The sequence below is a fragment of the Phaeobacter gallaeciensis DSM 26640 genome (assembly GCF_000511385.1).
Classification (GTDB): Bacteria; Pseudomonadota; Alphaproteobacteria; order Rhodobacterales; family Rhodobacteraceae; genus Phaeobacter; species Phaeobacter gallaeciensis.
On sequence record NC_023138.1, the window covers coordinates 87807 to 107932 of the forward strand.

19 protein-coding genes are annotated in these 20126 nt (G+C 57.4%); 7 read left to right on the forward strand and 12 right to left on the reverse strand.

What is annotated here, in order from left to right; all coding sequences use genetic code 11:
- Positions 1 to 4: 4 nt before the first annotated feature.
- Entirely contained in the window at positions 5 to 1114 is a 1110-nt protein-coding gene (locus GAL_RS18605; RefSeq protein ID WP_024099092.1) for an NAD-dependent epimerase/dehydratase family protein, read from the reverse strand.
- Between the two features lie 333 nt (positions 1115 to 1447).
- Here GAL_RS18605 and paaZ point away from each other — a divergent pair, with 333 nt between their 5' ends.
- Complete coding sequence (gene paaZ, locus GAL_RS18610) at positions 1448 to 3580, forward strand: phenylacetic acid degradation bifunctional protein PaaZ (RefSeq protein ID WP_040104381.1); 2133 nt, start codon at positions 1448 to 1450, stop codon at positions 3578 to 3580.
- A 34-nt stretch (positions 3581 to 3614) separates the two neighbouring features.
- Positions 3615 to 4196 (forward strand): flavoprotein, encoded by a 582-nt coding sequence (locus GAL_RS18615; RefSeq protein ID WP_024099094.1) that lies wholly within the window; start codon positions 3615 to 3617, stop codon positions 4194 to 4196.
- A gap of 62 nt (positions 4197 to 4258) precedes the next feature.
- Here GAL_RS18615 and GAL_RS18620 read toward each other — a convergent pair whose 3' ends face one another.
- The 4 genes from GAL_RS18620 to GAL_RS18635 form a co-directional block, all read right to left on the reverse strand.
- Positions 4259 to 4687 (reverse strand): hypothetical protein, encoded by a 429-nt coding sequence (locus tag GAL_RS18620; RefSeq protein ID WP_244462808.1) that lies wholly within the window; start codon positions 4685 to 4687, stop codon positions 4259 to 4261.
- Positions 4688 to 4703: 16 nt separating this feature from the next.
- A complete protein-coding gene (locus GAL_RS18625) occupies positions 4704 to 5765 on the reverse strand; it encodes a hypothetical protein (protein ID WP_024099096.1) in 1062 nt (353 codons plus the stop codon).
- A gap of 89 nt (positions 5766 to 5854) precedes the next feature.
- Complete coding sequence (locus GAL_RS18630; RefSeq protein WP_024099097.1) at positions 5855 to 7180, reverse strand: vanadium-dependent haloperoxidase; 1326 nt, start codon at positions 7178 to 7180, stop codon at positions 5855 to 5857.
- A gap of 130 nt (positions 7181 to 7310) precedes the next feature.
- Positions 7311 to 8768, reverse strand: a complete 1458-nt coding sequence (locus tag GAL_RS18635; protein ID WP_024099098.1) for an SLC13 family permease — start codon at positions 8766 to 8768, stop codon at positions 7311 to 7313.
- A 309-nt stretch (positions 8769 to 9077) separates the two neighbouring features.
- Here GAL_RS18635 and tsaA point away from each other — a divergent pair, with 309 nt between their 5' ends.
- The 5 genes from tsaA to GAL_RS18660 are packed head-to-tail and all read left to right on the forward strand — an operon-like array spanning position 9078 to position 14519.
- Entirely contained in the window at positions 9078 to 9524 is a 447-nt protein-coding gene (tsaA, locus tag GAL_RS18640) for a tRNA (N6-threonylcarbamoyladenosine(37)-N6)-methyltransferase TrmO (RefSeq protein ID WP_040104383.1), read from the forward strand.
- 42 nt (positions 9525 to 9566) lie between these two features.
- Positions 9567 to 11168: an ABC transporter substrate-binding protein gene (locus GAL_RS18645; RefSeq protein ID WP_024099100.1), complete on the forward strand. Its 1602-nt coding sequence runs from the start codon at positions 9567 to 9569 to the stop codon at positions 11166 to 11168.
- 4 nt (positions 11169 to 11172) lie between these two features.
- A complete protein-coding gene (locus GAL_RS18650; protein ID WP_024099101.1) occupies positions 11173 to 12216 on the forward strand; it encodes an ABC transporter permease in 1044 nt (347 codons plus the stop codon).
- A complete protein-coding gene (locus GAL_RS18655) occupies positions 12217 to 13026 on the forward strand; it encodes a peptide ABC transporter permease (RefSeq protein WP_024099102.1) in 810 nt (269 codons plus the stop codon).
- Positions 13023 to 14519 (forward strand): ABC transporter ATP-binding protein, encoded by a 1497-nt coding sequence (locus GAL_RS18660; RefSeq protein WP_024099103.1) that lies wholly within the window; start codon positions 13023 to 13025, stop codon positions 14517 to 14519. Before GAL_RS18655 ends, GAL_RS18660 begins: the two co-directional genes overlap by 4 nt.
- Here GAL_RS18660 and GAL_RS18665 read toward each other — a convergent pair.
- The 7 genes from GAL_RS18665 to GAL_RS18695 all read right to left on the reverse strand — a co-directional run bounded on the left by GAL_RS18665 (position 14516) and on the right by GAL_RS18695 (position 19945).
- Entirely contained in the window at positions 14516 to 15073 is a 558-nt protein-coding gene (locus tag GAL_RS18665) for a gamma-glutamylcyclotransferase (RefSeq protein WP_024099104.1), read from the reverse strand. The genes GAL_RS18660 and GAL_RS18665 overlap by 4 nt on opposite strands.
- An 85-nt stretch (positions 15074 to 15158) precedes the next feature.
- On the reverse strand, positions 15159 to 15845 hold the full coding sequence (locus tag GAL_RS18670) for a M23 family metallopeptidase (protein ID WP_024099105.1): 687 nt from the start codon (positions 15843 to 15845) through the stop codon (positions 15159 to 15161).
- A complete protein-coding gene (locus GAL_RS18675) occupies positions 15842 to 16417 on the reverse strand; it encodes a hypothetical protein (protein WP_024099106.1) in 576 nt (191 codons plus the stop codon). Before GAL_RS18675 ends, GAL_RS18670 begins: the two co-directional genes overlap by 4 nt.
- 39 nt (positions 16418 to 16456) lie before the next feature.
- Positions 16457 to 17650, reverse strand: coding sequence for an acyl-CoA dehydrogenase family protein (locus GAL_RS18680; protein ID WP_024099107.1), 1194 nt, complete (start codon positions 17648 to 17650; stop codon positions 16457 to 16459).
- Between the two features lie 23 nt (positions 17651 to 17673).
- Positions 17674 to 18090 carry an acyl-CoA thioesterase gene (locus GAL_RS18685; RefSeq protein WP_024099108.1) on the reverse strand — a complete coding sequence of 139 codons (417 nt, stop codon included), beginning with the start codon at positions 18088 to 18090 and terminating at the stop codon, positions 17674 to 17676.
- A 37-nt stretch (positions 18091 to 18127) separates the two neighbouring features.
- Positions 18128 to 18730 carry a type 2 periplasmic-binding domain-containing protein gene (locus tag GAL_RS18690; protein WP_024099109.1) on the reverse strand — a complete coding sequence of 201 codons (603 nt, stop codon included), beginning with the start codon at positions 18728 to 18730 and terminating at the stop codon, positions 18128 to 18130.
- Positions 18731 to 19252: 522 nt separating this feature from the next.
- Positions 19253 to 19945: a glutathione S-transferase family protein gene (locus GAL_RS18695; RefSeq protein ID WP_024099110.1), complete on the reverse strand. Its 693-nt coding sequence runs from the start codon at positions 19943 to 19945 to the stop codon at positions 19253 to 19255.
- Positions 19946 to 20126 lie beyond the last annotated feature (181 nt).

Sequence of the window (20126 nt, forward strand, 5' to 3'; positions counted from 1 at the left end):
CCGATTACTTGACCACTGCGCCTACCGGTTCAGCGCTGATTTGCAGACGGTCCAGCTTTGGTTCGGCGCGATCATCCAGCCACTGATAAAAGTCGGCAACCATCTCCGGTAACCCGTTGCGGGGCGGTGCAAGGCTGTCCCGTCTGGTGAAATCAAACGCTGTGGCCGCTGCGGGGATTGTCCCCTCGGGGACAGCGGTGGGCAAGGCGCCTTTGGGTGTGAATTTGGATAATTCATTATAAATATCAGACCACTGCCAGCTTTTTGCGACGGCAAAGTAGCGACCTTCCGCTTCAGGTTTTTGCAGAGCCGCCAGACATAGCTTGGCTAGATCCGCCGGATGGATCAGTGACATTGACCCATTGGGCATATTGCGATGCCAGGGACGCCCCTTGACTGCCATGTCACGAAGATGGTCCAACACATGACCCTGATCATGGCAAGGCAGTAGCCCGGGGCCAAGGATCATACCCGAGAGCAAAATAACCAGACGCAAGTCACGGTCCTGTGCCAGACGTGTCGCGGCAATCTCCATTGCGGTTTTCTGAGCCGCGATGAATTTCCCATGTTCAATCTGGTGCTCAAGGTCAGAATGGTGCTGTAGTTCGTCCTTGATCGCAGGGGGCGGGTTTGGGTCTGCTGAGGCGGTGCTCGACAGGAGCACGATATCGCGAACTTCGTTGCGATCCGCCGCTGTGATTAGGTTTCGGCAGGCTGTTTTTGCAGGGGTTACGCAATGCGCCATCCCGGCACACGGATCCAGATCGTTTGCAGGGGTCCCGTCCGGGCCGCTCCGAATGGATGGCAGGCAGGCAATGACCAAGGCATCGCTATCCGTCAACGCGTCGGTGAAGCTCTCGGGCTGGGCGGTGTCTGCGGATACCAGGCGGAGCCTGTCGCGGGCGCCGGGCAAGGCCATGAGAGGAAGAGTCTTTGCACTGTCTGTCGCGTCTCGCAATGTGCCGGTGACATGCCATCCCAACGCAAGGGCAGCGCGCGCAATATGGGCGCCTGCAAGCCCTGACACACCCGCCACGCAGATCTGCCGAGCCATGTGTTCAGTACCGCCTAGAACCGTCTGTCCCAGGTTTTGCGCCGAGATAGCATCGGTCATGGCATTGTTCCTCTTTTCAGAGCGGTGCATTCAACCTGGAGGGGCCAACACGCAGAGCGCCTTCCATCCGTAGGCAAGCTCGCAGCGACAGGTCAAAATTGCACATCGAAAATCGTGAGGTAGGGCATCAGAAAAGTCTGATGGTCAAAGCATCCGTCAGCCTCAGAAATCCTGAGGCGCAGATTTCAAAGTTTCGATTGGATGTAACGCGCGCTTTGGATGAACCCTAGCGGCTGAATGATCGGGCCTTTCTGGCGAGTTGAGCCGCTGGACCAGGTCCCGGTTATCAGGACACCGCATCATCCGGCGATTGAACAGCAAGAGGGCTTTGAAGTGACTGATCATGTAAAACGACCCCGTTTCCTTCAAAGCCTGATTGCAGAGCGATGGGATCACTGTGGCGCGCAGACGCAGAATTTTGCTGATGCGGCAACCGATCAACCGAATGCTGTGCTTGCCTATGACTGCGATGACGGGACTCAGGCCGTTGATTTCGCTCGAGCGGTTGGAGGGCCTGCATTGCGGGCATTGGGATTTCAGGATCGCGCGCAGCAACTGCGGGCTGTTGCACGTGTTCTGAAGGACAACCGCTCTGCACTCTATCGCGAAAGCCTGACCATCGGTGCGACACGGCACGACTGTGCGCTGGATGTTGATGGCGGTATTGCGCGCCTATCGGCCTTGGCCGGGCAGGCATTGAAGTCACTGCCCAATGCGCCGGTCCTGCACCTTGGGGATGGTATCGGACCGGGCAGCACCACCGGCCGCCAGCAAATCCTCGCCCCGCTGTCTGGTGTTGCGCTACATATGACAGCGCTGGATAATCCGGTTTCGGGGCTTCTGGAGCAAATCGTGCCGGCACTCATCGCTGGTGTACCGTGTATTGTGTGTCCCGACCCGGTCACTGCCTGTGTGAGCGAGCGCCTGGTGAAGCTGATCCACGACAGCCAGATCCTGCCCACCGGGGCCTTGCAATTGGTATACAGCCCGCCGCTGGAGATTCTGGACAGCCTGTCCGCAGGAGACGCAATCAGCTTTGCGGGATCCCGCAGTACGGCCCAAAAACTACGGCAGCACCCCGCGGTGGCTGCTGGTCTGGTGCGGTTGCAATCCTGTGAAACAGGTCTGTCTGCAGCCATCCTCGGCAGCGATGTGGCCCCCGGCAGTCAAGAATATCGGTTTTTCCTGCAGGAAATCCGCAGTGAATTGATCTTGCGGGCCGGTCAGCGGCGTCACGCAGTGCGCCGTATTCTTCTGCCGCGCCACCGTGAGGCCGAGGTCCTCAGGGATCTGGCGGCAACCCTGGCGGATACTATCGTCGGATTGCCGGATGATGCGGCCACCCAGATGGGGGCGTTGGTCTCACGCGGGCATCTTGAGACGGTGCAGAAGGCACTGGATGAATTGCGTCATGGGGCAGAATTCGTATCCGAACCGATTACAACACCGGTTGAGACAGGCGGGGCTTTTCTGTCGCCGGTGCTGTTGCACTGCGCCCAGCCTGCGAACACGCCTGATGTTCACCATACCTTTGTTCAGGGACCCGTCGCGACGGCTATGGCCTACGACAGCCTATGTGACGCCATCGCGCTTGCCAATCTGGCGCCCTGCTCGCGCTACTCAAACGTCTTCACCAACGATAGTCCGCTGGCACAGGAGGCTGCGGCCTGCCTGACATCGGCGGAAGGTCAGATCCGAATTTGCGGAAGTGATATGGCGCGTCAGGCCTTGGAGATGTCACCGGATCCATCAGTGCCGCGGCTGTTCGCAGCGACGCATCACGCACAGGTCTGCGGTGCAGAGGATATTCGCCACGCTGTCGCCGCCTATATGATGCGGACTGAGATACACGCGTCACCACAGCTGCTGACCGCGCTCACAGGCCGATGGGTCGAGGGAGCACAGACCAGGCATAACGGACACCCGTTCCGTAAATCTCTGGAAACATTGCGTATCGGAGATCAGCTCATCACTGAAACGCGACAGATTACCGAACAGGATGTCGAGCAATTTGCCCATTTTACGGGGGATGTTTTCTATGCCCATATGGACCGGGAAGCCGCGCGCACGCACCCGTTTTTTGACGACCGTGTCGCGCATGGGCAATTGGTGGTTTCTTTTGCGAACGGGCTGCTGGTTGACCCTGCGCCAGGTCCGGTTCTGGCCAATATAGGCTCGGACAATCTGCGGTTTCACGCGCCGGTGTATTTCGGCGATTGCCTGCATGTGCGTGTGACCTGCAAGGAAATCACACCGCGCGCCTCTGCCCCCTTTGGGGATGTGCGTTGGGACTGTTGCGTTCTGAATGCCTGCGGTGCGGTGGTCGCGCGGTTCGATCTGCTGACACTGGTGATGAAGAGTTGGCCGCCGGTTTCGCAGGACAACGTGAGTGACCATAAAGTCGCTCAGCGTACGGGAGCCGCACCTCACAGGGCACAGGACCCGCTTCAGCAACCGGCTGAATAATATATATTAACCAACTGATAACAGGACATTTTCAATGACTGACACTGCGACTGGCCCTGCTGCGCGCCCGCGTATCCTGATTGGCGTTACGGGTTCCCTGGATGCCACCATGCTGCCGCTATACCTGCGGGAGATCAAGAACGAGATCGACTGTGAACTCACCGCGCTGTTTACGCCTACTGCGACGAAATTCGTGAATATGGACGCGGTTGCGTTGTTTCTGGATCGGGTGATCAGCGGTGATAATCCCAAGGATTGGCCCACCGATAAACCGGGTCGCATTGTTGCGGATCACGATATCCTTGCCATCCTGCCTACCACCGCGAACACGCTGTCTGCGATAGCACATGGATCCTCGCAAAACCGCCTGACCACAGTAATTCTGGCGGCGACCTTCCCAGTGTTGCTGTTCCCTGTCATGGGCGGCCCGATGTGGGAAAAGCCGGCGGTGCGTCGCAACGTCTCCCAGCTGCGCGAAGACGGCTATGAGGTGTTTGAACCGGTTTGGCGGGAGAACTATGATCCGCTGCTGAAGATTCAGCACGGACATCACTCGCTGCCCGATCCGGAGCAGGTTGTGCAGATCCTGCAAAATCGGCTGCCCACAGCCCGCTGATGTCGGCCAATAAGGATTTGAAACAATCCGGCGCAGATGCAGCTGCGCCGGATTGCTGCGTATTAGAGCGCATTAATCGTGACCGTAGCTGCAAATATCCCGCCCTCTTGACGCCCAAGAACCCGGTGATCCTGTGTGCGAAGGGACACCGTAACCTGATGTTGCCCGGTTGGTAGATGTCTGAGTACGATATCCGGTTGATAGGCAGTAGCGAGTTTTTTGTTGCCAAGATGAACATGGGCATGCCCCCGAGCCAAGTCGGTGGCATTGCTGACGCAAAGGTCAGTGAACGTAAAATTCTCGACCTCGATCCGCAGGCGCCAACCGTCTTCCGCGTTGTAGATGCTGCTGACCTGAAGGTCCGGCTGCGGATGGTGAGCGGGAAGCGTGACAAACAGTTGAGCGGGCAGGGCCTCCAGCTGTTTGATCTGCGGCAGGCAGGCACAGATGACGATGAGCGGGGTCGCGGCAAGCATGCTGATGTAGAACACTCTTCGCAGCATTGCGCTAGATCCCTCGGGCTTCGGCGAGGGTGACTTGCCGCCGCTGAAACAGATCAATAGGGGCGCCACCATGCAGCAGGAAGAATAGAAAAATTCCATATAGATTGCCGTGCAGCAAAGGCGTTTCCTGCAGACTGATTGCGAAAAAGCTGAAAGCACCGAGCAGGAATAGAGAGATAGGCCGTATCAATTGTCCAAGAGCCAGAAGAATGCCCGCCATCAGCTCAACGGCCATCATGATTAGTGCAACAACCGATAGCGGCAGGCCGAAGAACCACATGTTCCCGTGCTCCAGAATAGCGATCAGCAGGGTTGGTTGCAGGAATTTCACCAATACTGCAATTGCTGCAAAGGTTCCGCCCATGGTCACTTGAACAAGGCTCCAGACCAACGTGGGGGCGTTGGGTAAAAGCGGTGGGAGGCTCGGCGGCAACAGGCGATCAAGGCTGAGCGCGCCACTGCCAACATGCAGGAGGAGAAACGCGGGCGCGGCAAAATGGAAGCCGTAGTAGGCGATGAAGTCGACGGAGAAGAGGCAGCTACCAAACCCAACAAGACCGAGGATGACAAGAGCGGCCAGCCGTGTGCCAAGGCCCAATACCAGCAACACAGAGGTGATCAGTGCCGGCAACGCCAGCCACTCCCAGCCTGAGATAAGCGTTAGCTGCATATCTGGGACAAATAGTGTCGGTGTGCTCCATGTTTCAGTGCCATGCCGGGGCAGCCCGCCCAGAGCATTCATGCCTACGGTCGTCCCCAGACCAAGACGCAGGCACAACGGGCCCCAATCACGACTGTGATGACTCAAACGCCTGAAAAGCCGGTCTTCCGTTGGGCGCAAAAGTTGCCCCGCGAGTACGGCTGCGAAAACGGTGAGCGTTGCGAAGAGGGCGAAGACAAGCAATAGGCTCGGGCTGCGAAACAACTCGGGCACGCTTTGCAGTGACAGGGTTTGAACCTCTTGGGGCGTCAGCAGCCATGGTTCGTGTGCTGCCACAGCTCCGCTGATCAGGATCAGGCCGATGCTCAGACCGAGAACTATGCGGGCAGAGACAGGCTGCGTCATAGTCTGGCTCCTTGGCTGGTGGTGGGCATATTCGCAGCAAGCCCCGCAACAGGTGAACCTGCTGCGGGGACCATCTTACCCTGGCGGTGTTATTGCGAAAGTTTGGAAGTCAGAACACCCGCGCACTCGGTTGCTGCCGCACTGTCTTTGCCCGGACCGGCGTTTGTCGGGGTCAGAAATTCAGCGCTGATGTGGCTGCCGATCTGATAGCCGAGCATGTCGCCGACCGTGTTTGACCGGCGGTAGTGGACGCCGCCGATCACACGCGATTCCGCCTCCTCTTCAGCGAATTGCGCGAAGGTCTGATAGCTGCGGCTATAGCCGCCTTTTCCCTCAAAGCTGAAGGTGAACTCATCTGCACCAAAGACAGTTTCCATGACCTGCTGAGCGGCGCTGCCACTGGTGCAGTGCTGGCAGGGGTATTCCGGATGCATGGGGGCAGCCACCAAGGGGGTCCAGCCGTCCATTGCGTCCAGTGTCGGGTGGTCATACCCGTTGCCCAGAGCGGCAATCGCAGTTTCTGGCCGCCAGAACTGGTAGGTGTATTTGGCGTTGAACCCGGCGACCAGTGCGTCGGTCAGAGCGATATTCAACAGTGCGAGTGTCCTGGCTTCTTCAACCAGTGGAAGTGCACAGGCCCGGCTGCTGTCGCGTGCGATCTGGTTCCACGCTCCGGACCCGGACCCGGCATGAAGTTTTGCGATGGCGATCAGTTCAGGATTGCTCTGCGATACAGCGCCGCCGAGATTGGCGACCTCCGCCAGATCACGCTGAAACTGAAAACTGTCGAGCTGTGGTGGCGGTGGAACGTCGAACTGCTTGGCCGAGGTCAGAGCAAAAGGTTGCATGTTGCGGATTTTAGGGGCAACCATCGGCCGCTCAGAGGTGGGCTGGTAGACGCCGTTTTCTGCCTGACCAGGGGTGAAATCGCTTGCAAAATCAGCGCCATCCGCCGCCCGCTTTTCGAGCACCGCCTCTGCGGCAAGGGCGCCGAGCTGGACACCTGCCTCCCGGGCCTCATCATCTGTGATTTCGCTTAGGATTGCCTCGGCAGCTGTAGTCAGCTCCGCCTCCCGCTCAGGCATAAGGGCCTGCATGACAACCACGGCCGCCTGCGTTACCGCAGCACGCCGATCGGCATCTGGTTGCTGGGGACCATCGTATGCATAGGCATGATAGTTGCCCTCAACGGCATTTGCTGCGTCAAACATCGCGGCATGCAGCAATGCTAGCGTGCGCTGGCGTTGCGCGCCGGGCCATTTTTCCTCAACAACAAATCGCATTGCGGTTTCCTGCCAATCAGCTGCTAATTCGGCCTGAGCTGATCCGCTGGCGGTGAAAAAGAGCGCGGTGGCCAGCCCGGTGAGACAGGTGTGCGAGAGCAGCTGGCGGCGCCATGGGGTCAGGGTTAACATCGGAGTACCTCGTCCGTGAAAAGTGCAGCTACAGGTAGAAACGCTTTGACCGTTCGCACAAATCGAAAGTCCCGAAGGCGCCCCTCAGTATTTCTTCTGGGGCGCCTTCACCGTGGCAAGATCAACGGAATTAGAGCATTCCAAGGATATGCCACCACAGCAGATCCAGCGGCGCCAACAGCAGAAGGCTGATGAGGAAGAGGCTGAGACATAGCCGGATTACCGCCCCCGCCGGCAGGTTTCCGGCCTGAATGGCTGCGATCAGTGGAGGCGCCTGGAACGGAAGGAAGACATTGGAAAAGGCTACAACCTGCGTCATCAGGACTGTTTCGAGCGGCAGACCAGTAGCGTCGGATAATTCGCCCGCAAGTGGGGTCATCACAGCGGGTACACCGGGTAGGTTTGTTATCATCGCCACCAGCGTTGACAGGCCAATCAGGATTGATGTGTTCCACACCGGCCAATCCCTAGCGAAGGCGACGGTTCCGGTAATGGCCCCGACTACAGCTTCGCCAAGTCCTGCGGAGGATATGACGGCGCCGAGGCCCATGATGCCTGCGACAAACAACAAGGCTCCGTAGCTGAGATCAGTGTTGATGCAGCCTTTGCGCGTGAGATCTGCTCCTGGCAGCAAGCAGATTAATGCAGCTGCCATACCCACCCATGCGGGGGACACCATATGGATCTGGTCGGTTAGCCACAGCACCAGGCACAACGCCAACACGATGCTCAACACCCATTCCTGACGGCTAAACGGCGGGGCAGCGGGGGCGACCTTGACACTATGCGGTGGGATGCGGTCTGGAAACATCACCATGGCCAACCCGACTAGGACTGCGGATTTCACAACGCCAAGCACTGGAAAATGCAGCAGAAGATAGTCAAAGTAGGAGATATTGATCCCGTAGATGGTTTCCGACATCCCAACGAGGATCATATTCGGGGCATTCGCCGGCAGAATGGTGAAGGCCGGGGCAAAGGTGCCAAAGGTGGCAACTGCCAGCATCCCTGTCCGACCGTTTGAGGTAGCGCCGAAACCGACACGCTCCGCCAGTGCAGAGATCACCGGAAGCAGGATCATGATCCGCCCGATGGACGATGGCATCACAAAGGCCAAAGCCACCGAAAAGACGACGATGCCGGTCAGCAGGCCACCGTAGCTGCGTAGCGGCAGCAACGCGAGAATACCGGCAGCCCGTTTGTCGAGAGTGGTGTGCTTGATTGCGGCCCCGAGGACCAAGCCACTGAACAAAAGCCAAAACGTCGATGAGTGAAACCCAGAGAAGATGGTTTCAGGCGCTGCGACGCCGAATATCACGGCGACCAGAAAAAAGGCCAAAGCAGTCCAATACTCGGGCACAAGACCGGTAGCCCAAAGACCAATCGCACCAATCGAAAGCGCGGCAACAATCACCAGATCAGGGGACAGGTACATTGAGGTCGCGAGAGCCGACAGTCCGGCGCAGATTAGGATCAGAACCACTGTCCAAAGGGGGCGACCGTTTCGAAGCAGTTGTGACAGGGGTCGACCAGCGCCGGTCAATTGGTGTGAAGGGGGTGGCGGGGCTGAGTTACTTTGATCGGTCATGTGTCTGAAGGTCCTCTGATCATGGGTCAGGTCCCGATATGCCGCCCGTTAGGGGGCTGAAGCCAATCGATTTATCAGAGACGGGGTCTCATAAATTCCAAACCCTCTGCTGGCCCCAGGGTTTCAACTTTACAGGCCCCAGACCTCAGAATTTCTGAGGTGTAGGCTCCATATTTCCGATTTTACGATGGCTGGCCTGCGCAATATCAGGAGGCAACCGTTCGACGGTGGCCCGCCCAAACCTGTTTTGACAGGTAAGCCAGCCCTTTCCCTCCCACATACCGTTTGCGAGATACCATGACTGATACGATGCAACTTCTGACAGTGCCCTCCGAGGCGTTTGAGATCAGGCCAATTGGTGTAATCCGCACCGGGTTTGAAGAGGTCAGAGATTGCCCGATGTCTGGACGTCGCAATCCAACCACCAGCCGGATTGAGTTGGGCCCTGAATACCACGATGCGCTACAGAATATCGAATTGGCCTCCCATCTTTGGGTGCTCTATTGGCTGCATAAATCCGACCGCACTGCGCGAGTACGGCAGGCGCGGGAAGGTCAGATTGCACGCGGGGTTTTCGCCAGCCGGGCGCCAAACCGTCCCAACCCCATTGGTCTGAGTGCGGTTCAGTTGCTGGACCACTCCGATGGGGTCCTGACGATCAGCGGGCTGGATTGCATTGACGGCACCCCGGTTGTGGACCTGAAACCCGTCGTCCCACAGGAAGATGCCCGCCTGGATGCCACCATCGGTTGGTAGCCCGGCCAATCACAGTGCTCCAGTCACGAAGAGAGTAGGCTCATGTCGTTCGTTTACCGGTTTATTCAACCTCGTTTCCTTGCCCATGCTGCGGCTGTCGGACTGGCGCTTGGCGCTGCGCAGTATTCGGGTTTGGGCGCTGATACGCTTATGGCGGCAGAACCGGATCGTCAGAGGCAGTTGGTGATCACTGACAGCAAGGGCGACCGTGGCATGCTCGCGCCTTATGTCCATCGCAAAAACGGGATCGCCTATCTTTATACCAGTTACATCTTTGATACGCTTGTCAGCCAGGACGCCGATGGCAATCCGGCACCGGGACTGGCTCGGACTTGGACGCGGTCTCAGGATGGCTTGAGTTACGATTTGGAACTGCAACCGGATGCGAAATGGCATGACGGAACGCCAGTCACCGCAGATGATGTCGCCTTTACTCTGGGCTATATGGCTGAGCATCCTTATGTTTTCGGGTCCGTCAAATCGCTCGCCGGGGTTGAGGTCGAGGGCGCCCATGATTTGCGCATCCATACCAAACGCGCAGAATATGGCTTGGTCGAGGGTTTGTTTTCCGCAATTCCTATCCTGCCCCGGCATATCTACGAGGGTGTGGAAGATCCTTTTCGATTTGCCACGCCTGACGCCGCAATTGGCAGCGGTCCCTATCGATTGGCCGCCTACGACAAGGCGCAGGGACGCTATCGGTTGGAGGCAACCGAAGATCACCCTCTTGGGCAGCCACGGTTCGCGCAGATCTGGATTGTTAAGATGGGGCCCGATGCCGCCCTTCAGGCGATGAGCGCAGGTGAGGTGGATGTGATTTCATACCTGCCCCCGGATCGCCTTCCTGAGGCTTTGAGCGCTGGCTTTGCTGTTGAAACCTCGCCAAGCGACCATGTATTGCGGCTGGGGTTCAATCATCGTGGGCAGTTTCAGACGAAGGAATTGCGCCAAGCCATTGCCTATGCCGTTGATCGTTCTGCGCTCTTGGCGATTGCATTTCCCGGGGTCGCTGAGCTTGCTGAGACCGGTTATTTTCAGCCTGGGTCCAAATGGCAAAGTGAGGACGTAACAGAGGGTTATGCCTATGATCCTGCTCGGGCGCGCGACCTGCTCTTGGCTGCAGGGTGGACGCAGAGCAGCGCCGGCCGTTGGCAAACGCAGGACGGGGAGATCCGCCTGCGGCTCCTTACGGATGGCCGTGAGGTGAAGCCCGCCAGAGTGATCGCTGAACAGTTGGAAGCGTTCGGATTCGCGGTTGATCTTCGGGTCATGGAGGTCGCCTCTCTGCGCAGTATGGTGGCTGACGGAGACTATGATCTGACGTTGTACTCTTCCAGCACGTTGGGCGATCCGGGCAATATCCGCCGCCGAGTCTTCGGACGCGGCTGGAACAGCGACCGTTTCCCTGCGGACCCTAAGATGGCGGGCCTGATCAAGGCGCAGGCTGTTGCTCAGAGCCAGGACGAACGCCAAGAGATCCTGGCCAAATTTCAGCAGCTTTATGCAGAGAACCTTCCGTCTTACATGTTGGTCAACCCGCTGATGGCAACTGTATTTAATGACAAACTGTCAGCCCCATTTATGCCGGGCGGCGTGGCCATTGGCATTCCGTCAGCGCTTCACAAATCCATATTCCTGGAGTGATCTGGTGGACAATGCCTCCCCCTCGCTGCTGGACCACCCGGTGCCGACGGAGATCACAGGAGCAGGATCGCTAGCTGTTGAAAGGTTTTCGCGCCTCCTCGGCGGGTTCGTTCTGCGGCTATTGATCTTCTGCTTTGTCATTGTGCTATGCGCGGTGCTTTCGCGGATGATGCCGGGCGACACGCTGGAGGTCATGCTGTCGACGGATTTCGCGCGGGGTCTTGGAACCGGTGAGGTGCAGCAATTGCAGGAAACGATGGGACTGGGCGGCGGGATTGCCTCTCAGGTCTGGGAGTACTGGGGCAAGCTGTTCTCTGGTGATCTGGGTTATTCAATTCCCCATGCGGCCCCGGTTCTGCAGCTGTTATTGACCGCTTTGCCCTGGACAGGACTGTTAATTTTAGGCGCGATGCCGGTCTTTCTCATTGGTGGCGCTTTGGCTGGGATTGAGGCCGGGCAGCAGCCCGGTGGAACTGTGGATCGTTGGGTCACGCCTGTTGTGACCATTCTGGCAAGCCTGCCGCCATTCACCGGGGCGGTCTTGCTGCTTCTTGTGTTTGGCATTCTGTGGCCCATTCTGCCGACTGGTGGGGCGGAGCCACTTTTCCCCTCGACGGAGTACTTTGGGCGGGCAATGGGCGTTCTGCGTCACGCGATCCTTCCGATGCTCGCGTTGGCGCTGCATGAGTTGGCGCGGTTTTATTTTCTAGCGCGGGCTGAAACACTCAATTTAACCCAACGTGATTTCATCGTGAATGCGCGGGCACGCGGGATCTCGCCTTGGCGTCTTCGATGGGCTTATATCGGACGCAGCCTGATACCCGCTTGCCTGTCACGGCTAAGCGACACATTGACCGGGTTGGTGAGCGCCGTGTTTTTTGTGGAGATCGTTTTTTCCTATCCGGGCACTGGGTATCTGATCTACAGCGCCATCCTGGATCGGGACTATGACCTGTTGCAGGGGGCAGTCGTATTTATGGCCGGCGTTGTCCTGCTCATGAACTGGTTGATTGATGGCCTGTCTGCGCATCTTGCGAGGCGTGGTTAGATGCTGCTGACATCGCGACGGAGGCCGCTTCTCGCGGCAGTCATCCTGCTGTGCCTTGGCATCTGGCTAGCTGGGGCAGGTGGGTTGCTCGAATATCGTATCAGCAAAGAGGTGCTGGCGCCGCCAGGGCTGGGGCATTGGCTGGGCACAAATGAGATCGGGCAGGACGTGTTGACGGGGCTGATCCTTGCCACGCCGACCACGCTAACGCTGGCCTTAGCAACAGCGCTGGTGACGGTGAGCCTTGCCGTGGGTGCTGCAAGCCTTGTGGTGTTCGGCGGCTCGTTTTTATCGGCGCTTGTATTGCGGTGTGTGGATATATTGCAGGTGGTTCCGACCATGCTGCTTCTCCTGCTTATTGCGGCATTGGTGAGCCCTGGCTTCATGGCCTTGTTTCTTCTGTTGGTACTAACAGGTTGGAGCGACGACGTGCGGGTGGCCGCGGCGGTTCTGCGGCGAGAAGCTCTGCGCGAAAATGTTCAATATGCCCGCGTGATGGGGGCAGGGTGGGTCTATTGCTGGCGCTGGCATCTTTTTGCAGCGCTGCGCCCACTTTTGGGTGCCCTAATGGTGCAAAACATCAGACAGGCCGCGTTGAAGTCCGCGGGTCTGGCGTTTTTGGGCCTGACGGACCCGCGGCTATTAACCTGGGGGAGCATGATGCAATCTGCAATGGATCAGCTCTATACCGATGCTTGGATCTGGCTCCTGTTGCCGCCGGCGGCGCTTTTGTCGCTGCTGTTACATGCGACACTGACACAGGGTGACCGGCGCTTGCGCTCTGCCGCGGTTTTAGGACCTGCATTTTGATCCGGGTCGATAAACTCTGTCTCTGGCATGGGCCCCGCGTGATCTTCCGGAATGTCTCCTTTGAGGTACCCAAAGGGCAGACATTGGCACTGCTCGGGGCCTCCGGCAGCGGTAAAACCTCGCTGGCGCGGCTGTTGCTCGGTGTGCTGCCAGGCCGTCATGTGGATATGGTTGATCAAAACGGGGACGGGTTCAGCTGGTCAGGGAGGGCTGAGGTGCTGGGGGTTGATATGCTACGTGCGCCGCGTGCAGATCAGCGCAAACTGCGGCGAACGGGTTTAAGCCTGATCGTGCAGGCCCTGTCGGACGCGTTAAACCCGCATCAGACCGTTCTGCAACATGTGGTGGAGCTGCTGCCAAACAGCCGCCGACGGACCTCCCTGGCTTTGTTATTGTGCAAGCGGTTCAACATTCCAGAGCGCATCCTGCACAGATATCCCGCGACCCTTAGCGGTGGCGAAATCCAGCGGGTTCTGACAGCGTTGGCATTGGCACGTGATCCGCAGGTCCTGATCCTTGACGAACCTACTGCTGCGCTGGATCACAGCAATCGAACACTGGCAGTTGCAGCTCTTAGCGCGGGGCAGGCGCAGCGCAGCCAATTGCTGATCACTCATGATCTTGATCTGGCGGGCCAGATGGCAGATCGCATGGTGATCCTGCATGATAGACAGCTGGTGGAGCGCGGCGCTGCAGTCGAGATGCTGATGCAACCCGACAGGCGTGCTATGGTCTGCCGCCCGTGCACGACGGCGCCACGGGGCATCGCCCCGTTGGTTCCAAGGCCAGAACCGCTACCGACGAGCCCGCCGGGGCTGGTGGTTCAGAATCTATCTTACCGACAGGCCGGAACGCAGGTGTTGCGTGACATTTCAATTGCAGTCCGGCCGGGACGGTGTCTGGCGGTCTTTGGCCAAAGCGGTGGCGGCAAGTCTACGCTGGCCCGCTTGCTCTGCGGATATGAGCCTTTGCAGAAGGGTCGTATCTTGTGGCGGCCCCGCAATGATGCTCAGCCTCGGATATGCCACCCACAGGAGTTGGCTTTGGTCGCGCAGCATCCTCATCGGGCAATGGCGCGACATATGAGTGTGGGGGATGTTCTACACGATGCCCAGCGACTGTTTCGTCGCCTAGGCCGCGCGGGTCGCGATATCGATATTGCAGGGCTGATGGGGAGAGTCGGCCTGCCGCATTCCAGCGCCTTTTTATCACAGCGCGCAGCGGATCTGTCCGGAGGCGAAGCGCAGCGCCTGATCATTGCACGTGCTTTGCTATCGCGGCCGCTCTGCATGATTGCGGATGAACCGACGGCATCACTGGACAGCGATACCCGAGATACCATTCTCAACCTATTTAGACGTCTTATGGCACAGGAGCAGTTGGCTTTGATCGTATTTACTCATGACCCGAAGGTTGCAGTCGCCCTAGGTCATGATATCCGTTTTCTATCGAAGGGGCAGCTGCGCCTTAGTCCTTCCGACGTTGCAGCTTAGCGGTGACTGGAGGCACCCTGTGCCGCCTGCAGCGCGCGCACTTCTGCTGAAAGCCAGTCGAGGTTGTCATCCGCAATTCCAAGATTGCGCAAATGATCGGCCGTATTCCACAGATAATCGCAGTTGGGGCCGCGTTCACCGGCTGCATGGGCGATGATCTCCGCCTGTCGTGGCAGGCTGTGGTTATCATATTGCTCGTGATCCCGATTGACGACATAGGTGAGTGCCTCAACCATTCGACCGTCCGCGAGGGCAAGCGGCGTCGTGATTTCACGGTACGCGGGATTGAACAGCTCGCGCGCGCGCAGGTCTTTCAGGACCTCTGGTTCCTGACCGGATGGCACCGCCAGGGCGACGCCGTTACAGACCGCGTCTTCTGCGGCGTCCAATGCAAGCACCAAGCCGGGCTGTGCAAAGGTGCCGCGATAGCGCAGAGAGTTCAGACAGAACCGGCGCTGATAGCCGCTGAGTTGGGCGGGTAGCTGCTCTGCTGGTTCAAATCCGGGATCCCAGATCAATGATCCATAAGCAAAAACCCAAAGTGTGTCGGACATAATGCAGTTCCTTGATGCAACTGGGATGCACCCCCGTCTGAAAAAAGGCGGAAGAGGTCAGGGGTCCCCTCTCCCGCCAGGCAGATCAGTCTGTCAGTTGGCGATAGGAGGTCACCAGACTGCTGTAAGGGGGCACAAAGACTGAACGCGTTTCGTCGCCGATCTGGACCGTTTCCTTGACGTCGAAATGCAGATGGATCGGCAGTTCCGAGATCCAGGAATTTGACACTTTGCCAAGGCGATCCCCTTTGGACACCTTGTCCAGTGGGGCAACGGCGAGATCGTCCATATTCATGTGAACGTAGCGGTAGAGCGTGCCGGAGGGCGTTTGTAAGGTCAGGGCAAAGCGGCCTACATGCGCGATCACACCGTCTTCTACTGCAACTGCCCAATGTGTGTCTGTTTGGCAGGTGGCCGGGCGAATATCTTGTCCCTGATGGCCGCCGGATGCACAGACCGGCAGGTCTGAACGGCGCAGCTCGCAGAAATTGTCGCGCCACGGATAGCTGTAGTTAACGGTATCACACTGGCTTCCGCCATTCCCCTTAAACCCACCAGGCGCATAGACGTGGGAGTTTGCATAGGCCGGTCCACTTTCCAGAGGGAAGCGCATGTCGGGGTAGAGGACAGCCCCGATCGAAAGGCCAATACCGGTGTCTTTGATCAGGTCGCCGGGCGCCTTGAATCGATCATCTGCAATTGCGGGCGTGACGGCGATCAGTGCGGAGAGGGCGAGAGCGCCGCAGGCAAGGGTCGTAGAGCTTTTCTTCATTGTCCCGCTCCCTTCACAACGGTGAGGGACCCGGCCAGTTCGGCAAGGTAGTCTGGTTTGATACAGCGCACATCCTCGGTCGGCGCATCACAGGTGATCCGCAGGGTGTAGGTCCCTCCAAAGCGGCTGAGCATATGGTCAGCTCCGTCGCCAGTGGACTCGTAGGACCGGGATTCGTGTTTGAAGGACAGTCCGGGCACGTCCACAAGGTGTGTTCGGCTCCCCATGACACTGACCTGCGCTCCCTCCAGCTGGTAGTAGGCAGCGTAGGCATTACCCTGCCCACGAAACGCTGGAAGACCGGCAGCAGTATTGGCCCCGAGGATCATGACAGCCATTGCCATATCATCAAATCCATCAGGCTCGGTGGCAAGAAACGCAGCCGTGAGGGTTCGATCGTCTGCACTTGCCGCGTCAATTGCAGACGTGGCGGCGGTCCAGTCAATGCTGCTCACAGCACGTGTCACGTCGGAAGGTTTATCTACCGCAAGGGCAGGGAGTGCCATCAGCGTCAGCGCCGCAGCTGTGGCCGCGACCGCTCCGGCAGCTTTGGCACAAAGGGATGAGGTCATCGTCTCTCTCCAGTCATTATTTATTCAAGTTTGCCCGCTCTAGGCGGGTTCCAGCGTTTTGGGTGTCGCGGGATTTGCGGCTTTCGTGGCCTTGGCGTGCAACCTGGTCATCTGGCCGAAAATGTTGCGACGGTGCATTTCCTCAGTGCCGCCCACGCTGCAAAACGCCAGAGCATCCCGTAGAAAGGTGGTAATTTGTCCCTCGTGGTAGCCTTTGCTGCCGTAGAGCTTCATCAGCTCCATCGCGCCCTCAACGATGGTTTCGGCACCGACGAGTTTGGAAATCGAACAGGTCATCGCGGCTTCCGGAGCACCACTGAGCAGTTGATGCAGGGCGCCGTAGGATACCCACTTTGCGCTTTCGGTGCCGATGCGAATATCGGTCAGCTTCTTCTGGATGTACTGATGCTCAATGATCGGGACATCAAACGTTGTCCGTTTCTTTGAGAAATCGAATGCCTCAGTAAGCATAGGTTCAATAAGCCAAGCCGCCACCAGACCATAGTACAGGCGTCCCATGGAGACGATGTTCACAAGGTTACGAAGGCCGGCTCCGGGTTCGCCCAGAAGGTGACCATAGTGGAGCGGTACATCATCAAATCGCATTTGGCCGGTCGGTAGGTCCAGATTACCCAGCTTGCGATCCTGCGCACCGATCGTCAGTCCGGGGCTATCGGCATCCAGTAATACGAGCGAAATGCCTTCGCGGCCGTGGTCACTCAGCTTGCAGACAACAAGAATGAAGCTGGCGACCGGGGCATGCGCGATATTGTATTTTGCGCCGCTCAAGCGGAAGGTCTCATTGGGGCCTGGGGTTAACAGCGACGATGTTGCCCGCACATCGGTGCCGGTGTCAGGATCCGCAATTGCAGTTGCACTCAGCTCCCCATTTAGGATCCGGCCCAAATATTCGCGCTTCTGGCTGTCGCTGCCGTAGAGGTCCAATGCGCGCACCATTCCAGCCTGCGCGATCACCGACAGCAACATCCCAGGGGTGCGCAAGGTGGCCGCAAGGCCTTCCAGCGCAGCAGTAAAACCCCACCAATCCCGACCGTCCCCGCCAAACTCGCGCGGCACGATCATCCGCCACAAACCAGCGGCGGTCAGCCGATCCCAGGTACGTTGATCAAAAGCGCGCCGCCCCAGATGCAGCTCATCCGGGTCGGCCATTTTCCCAATCGCCGCAAAGGCGGTGCGAGTTTGCTGCTGCTCGGCTGTCCAGTTCAATTGCATGTCTTCGTCCTCACAAACAGGGATCAGGCAGTTTCCTGAAAAGTCGCAACGCTTTCCTTGAAGGCATCCGGCACCGGATAGGTCGCCTGTTTGTCGTAGTCGAACATCACATGGACAGATTTGGCATTGGCCACGACGCGCCGATCGTCGTCGTCGATATGCATCACATGCTCCATCTCGAAGCTCTTACCGCCGAAGCTGATCACCCGGCTGCAAACAACGAGGTTGTCACCATAGAGCGCCTGAGAGACGTAATCGCAGGAGGTTTTGACCATGATATGCGGCAGCTTCTCGGACTTTGGCAGCTCCAGAAGGTCATGCATGTATTCCAGATAGGCCGACTGCATGTAGTCGTAGTAAACTGGGCTGCTGACATGCCCCATAGAATCTGTGTCGCGGTAACGGATTTCGACGGGGGTTTCGAAGGCTTTGTTGGACATGATGTCCCTCCTGTTGGTGTAGATTGTCGGGGCAGGATCAGGCGTGCTGGGTGCAGTCCTGGCAGGCGTGTTTTTCCAGCGGACCATGGATGGTAAATCCCATAGGAACGGGACCAAATTTGCGCAGAATTGGCAGCCCGAATTTCTCGGCCGCGCAGAGCGTGGTGATACAGCCGTCGGCGTGACCCTCGGCGCAGTCCCGCGCGGCGATGACATTGCTGGAGACAAAGCGTCGCTCAACCGTGATCGGGAGCAGCTTTTCAGGTGCCGGATGGGTCGCGCAGATCTTGGGCTCTGCCCCAGTGCGGGAGGCGAGGACCATATTGTCGGTGTTCATGATAAACACATCCAACAGCTTCATCTTCTGGATATGGGCGTAGATGATTGAGTGCAGATGTGGATAAGCCACCACGCCAACCAAAACCGCTCCATCCTGGCAGGCGACACTGTCTGCGGCCTGTTCCATCGTTCGGTGCAGTTTTACCGAAGCACCCTGACACCGGCGCAATGCCCAGGATAGGGCTGCACGCTCACAATTTGTACCGGCTGGGCCCAGCGTATGAACCTGTTTCACCCAGCCGAATGTTTGGGGGTGCGGAATATACTCGGCGTCGGCGTTATTTTCAATTTGAAGATCCATCACTCGTCTTTTCCGCTAAATGGTATTGATGGGAGGGTATTTTTATACCTTATTAATTTACCAGAATTTCATTCGGGTATTCAGATGAGGGTAAGTTTTCATAATTATTGCGGTGGGTTCTTCTTTAAGTTTGAGCTAGCCCTGGGTCACCGTTTCAACGAATCTGATTTCTTGGTTCTATCGAAACGGTAAAGGCTTCTCGGAACAATTCGAAAAACCTGATGTTGTTCCTCAGCTATGATGATGAATGGGTGATCAGTTCGAAAATAACTTGAAAAAGCGAAAATTCTCAGTATCGCTCGCGTGTGATATCCAGCTGCTGCTCGATAAATAGGCGAAATGCCGCTCACATAATCAGATCGTCAGCTTGGAGACAAAAGATAGCCTGCTTCACTCTCGGGAGGCGAAACAGGCTTTGGTCAGTTGGGTATATCTTATAGCTGCCGTCACGGATCTTGAGGTCCGCGACGACAATACGCCAGAATAATAAGAGGGTAGAAACCACGAAGGCCACTGTCAGCGTCAGTTTGGCTGGCCTGGATTCCGACCAACGCCATCGTAAAGGTCAAGGCAGCGATCAAACCAGTTTGAAACGATACAATCTTTTTCAAACAGAGTGTTAGGTGAGCATACGTTACACCATTGAAGGGTCCCGAAAAGGGTGAAATCTGCATAGGCAGGCGTCGTCCCCGACAGCCAATCTTGGGTCGCCAGCAGATCGCGTACCGGGGAAAGTTTTTCCGGCAGCAGCGCGCGTTCGGCCTCACCACCTTCGGCCATAGCCTCAAGTGGCATACCAAACCGGCGTTCGCGTGCAGATCGGAAATAGACCTGGTCAGCCGGTGACATCAGATTATGCATATCCATGACAGCGATGGTTGCGAGGCTGGGGTGGAGGACGGTCTTACAGTAGCTTTCCACGAAACGAGTCAACGCTACCGCTCCCCTGCCATCAAACAGGGCGGGGGCATCAGTATAGGTTTCATCGAGATATCGGGCAATGTCGAAACTCTCTCCCAAAACCGTATTGCCATCACGCAGCACAGGAACGCTGCTAAAGCTCCCATCCTCAATACTTGAGATATCTGCAAAGGAGACCGGGATGAGGTCGTAATCTAGCCTCTTATGATTAAGAGCCATAATGATTTTCCATACATGTGGTGAGTAGTGACGTTTTCCGTCTTGGCCACATAGGCTGTATAGTTTGCGGTTCATCTGTGCGCTCCATGTTGAAATTACAGGGGGTAATTTTGGTTTGGAAACTGGGAATCAATTCTCAGTAATTGTCGGAACTTTATCCACACAAATGAAATCAGCAATATATTTATTATAATACTCCGAGATCGGCAAAAAGAGCGATATTGGGGCGCTGGCAAGGGTGAATAGCACCGCTTGG

Coding starts and splice junctions, on each gene's coding strand:
- GAL_RS18655 (WP_024099102.1), top strand. CDS start 12,217: ATGCTGCTGACATCGCGACGGAGGCCGCTTCTCGCGGCAGTCATCCTG.
- GAL_RS18675 (WP_024099106.1), bottom strand. CDS start 16,417: ATGACCTCATCCCTTTGTGCCAAAGCTGCCGGAGCGGTCGCGGCCACA.
- GAL_RS18645 (WP_024099100.1), top strand. CDS start 9,567: ATGTCGTTCGTTTACCGGTTTATTCAACCTCGTTTCCTTGCCCATGCT.
- GAL_RS18605 (WP_024099092.1), bottom strand. CDS start 1,114: ATGACCGATGCTATCTCGGCGCAAAACCTGGGACAGACGGTTCTAGGC.
- GAL_RS18630 (WP_024099097.1), bottom strand. CDS start 7,180: ATGTTAACCCTGACCCCATGGCGCCGCCAGCTGCTCTCGCACACCTGT.
- GAL_RS18635 (WP_024099098.1), bottom strand. CDS start 8,768: ATGACCGATCAAAGTAACTCAGCCCCGCCACCCCCTTCACACCAATTG.
- GAL_RS18690 (WP_024099109.1), bottom strand. CDS start 18,730: ATGGATCTTCAAATTGAAAATAACGCCGACGCCGAGTATATTCCGCAC.
- GAL_RS18665 (WP_024099104.1), bottom strand. CDS start 15,073: ATGTCCGACACACTTTGGGTTTTTGCTTATGGATCATTGATCTGGGAT.
- GAL_RS18670 (WP_024099105.1), bottom strand. CDS start 15,845: ATGAAGAAAAGCTCTACGACCCTTGCCTGCGGCGCTCTCGCCCTCTCC.
- GAL_RS18615 (WP_024099094.1), top strand. CDS start 3,615: ATGACTGACACTGCGACTGGCCCTGCTGCGCGCCCGCGTATCCTGATT.
- tsaA (WP_040104383.1), top strand. CDS start 9,078: ATGCAACTTCTGACAGTGCCCTCCGAGGCGTTTGAGATCAGGCCAATT.
- GAL_RS18680 (WP_024099107.1), bottom strand. CDS start 17,650: ATGCAATTGAACTGGACAGCCGAGCAGCAGCAAACTCGCACCGCCTTT.
- GAL_RS18685 (WP_024099108.1), bottom strand. CDS start 18,090: ATGTCCAACAAAGCCTTCGAAACCCCCGTCGAAATCCGTTACCGCGAC.
- GAL_RS18695 (WP_024099110.1), bottom strand. CDS start 19,945: ATGAACCGCAAACTATACAGCCTATGTGGCCAAGACGGAAAACGTCAC.
- GAL_RS18625 (WP_024099096.1), bottom strand. CDS start 5,765: ATGACGCAGCCTGTCTCTGCCCGCATAGTTCTCGGTCTGAGCATCGGC.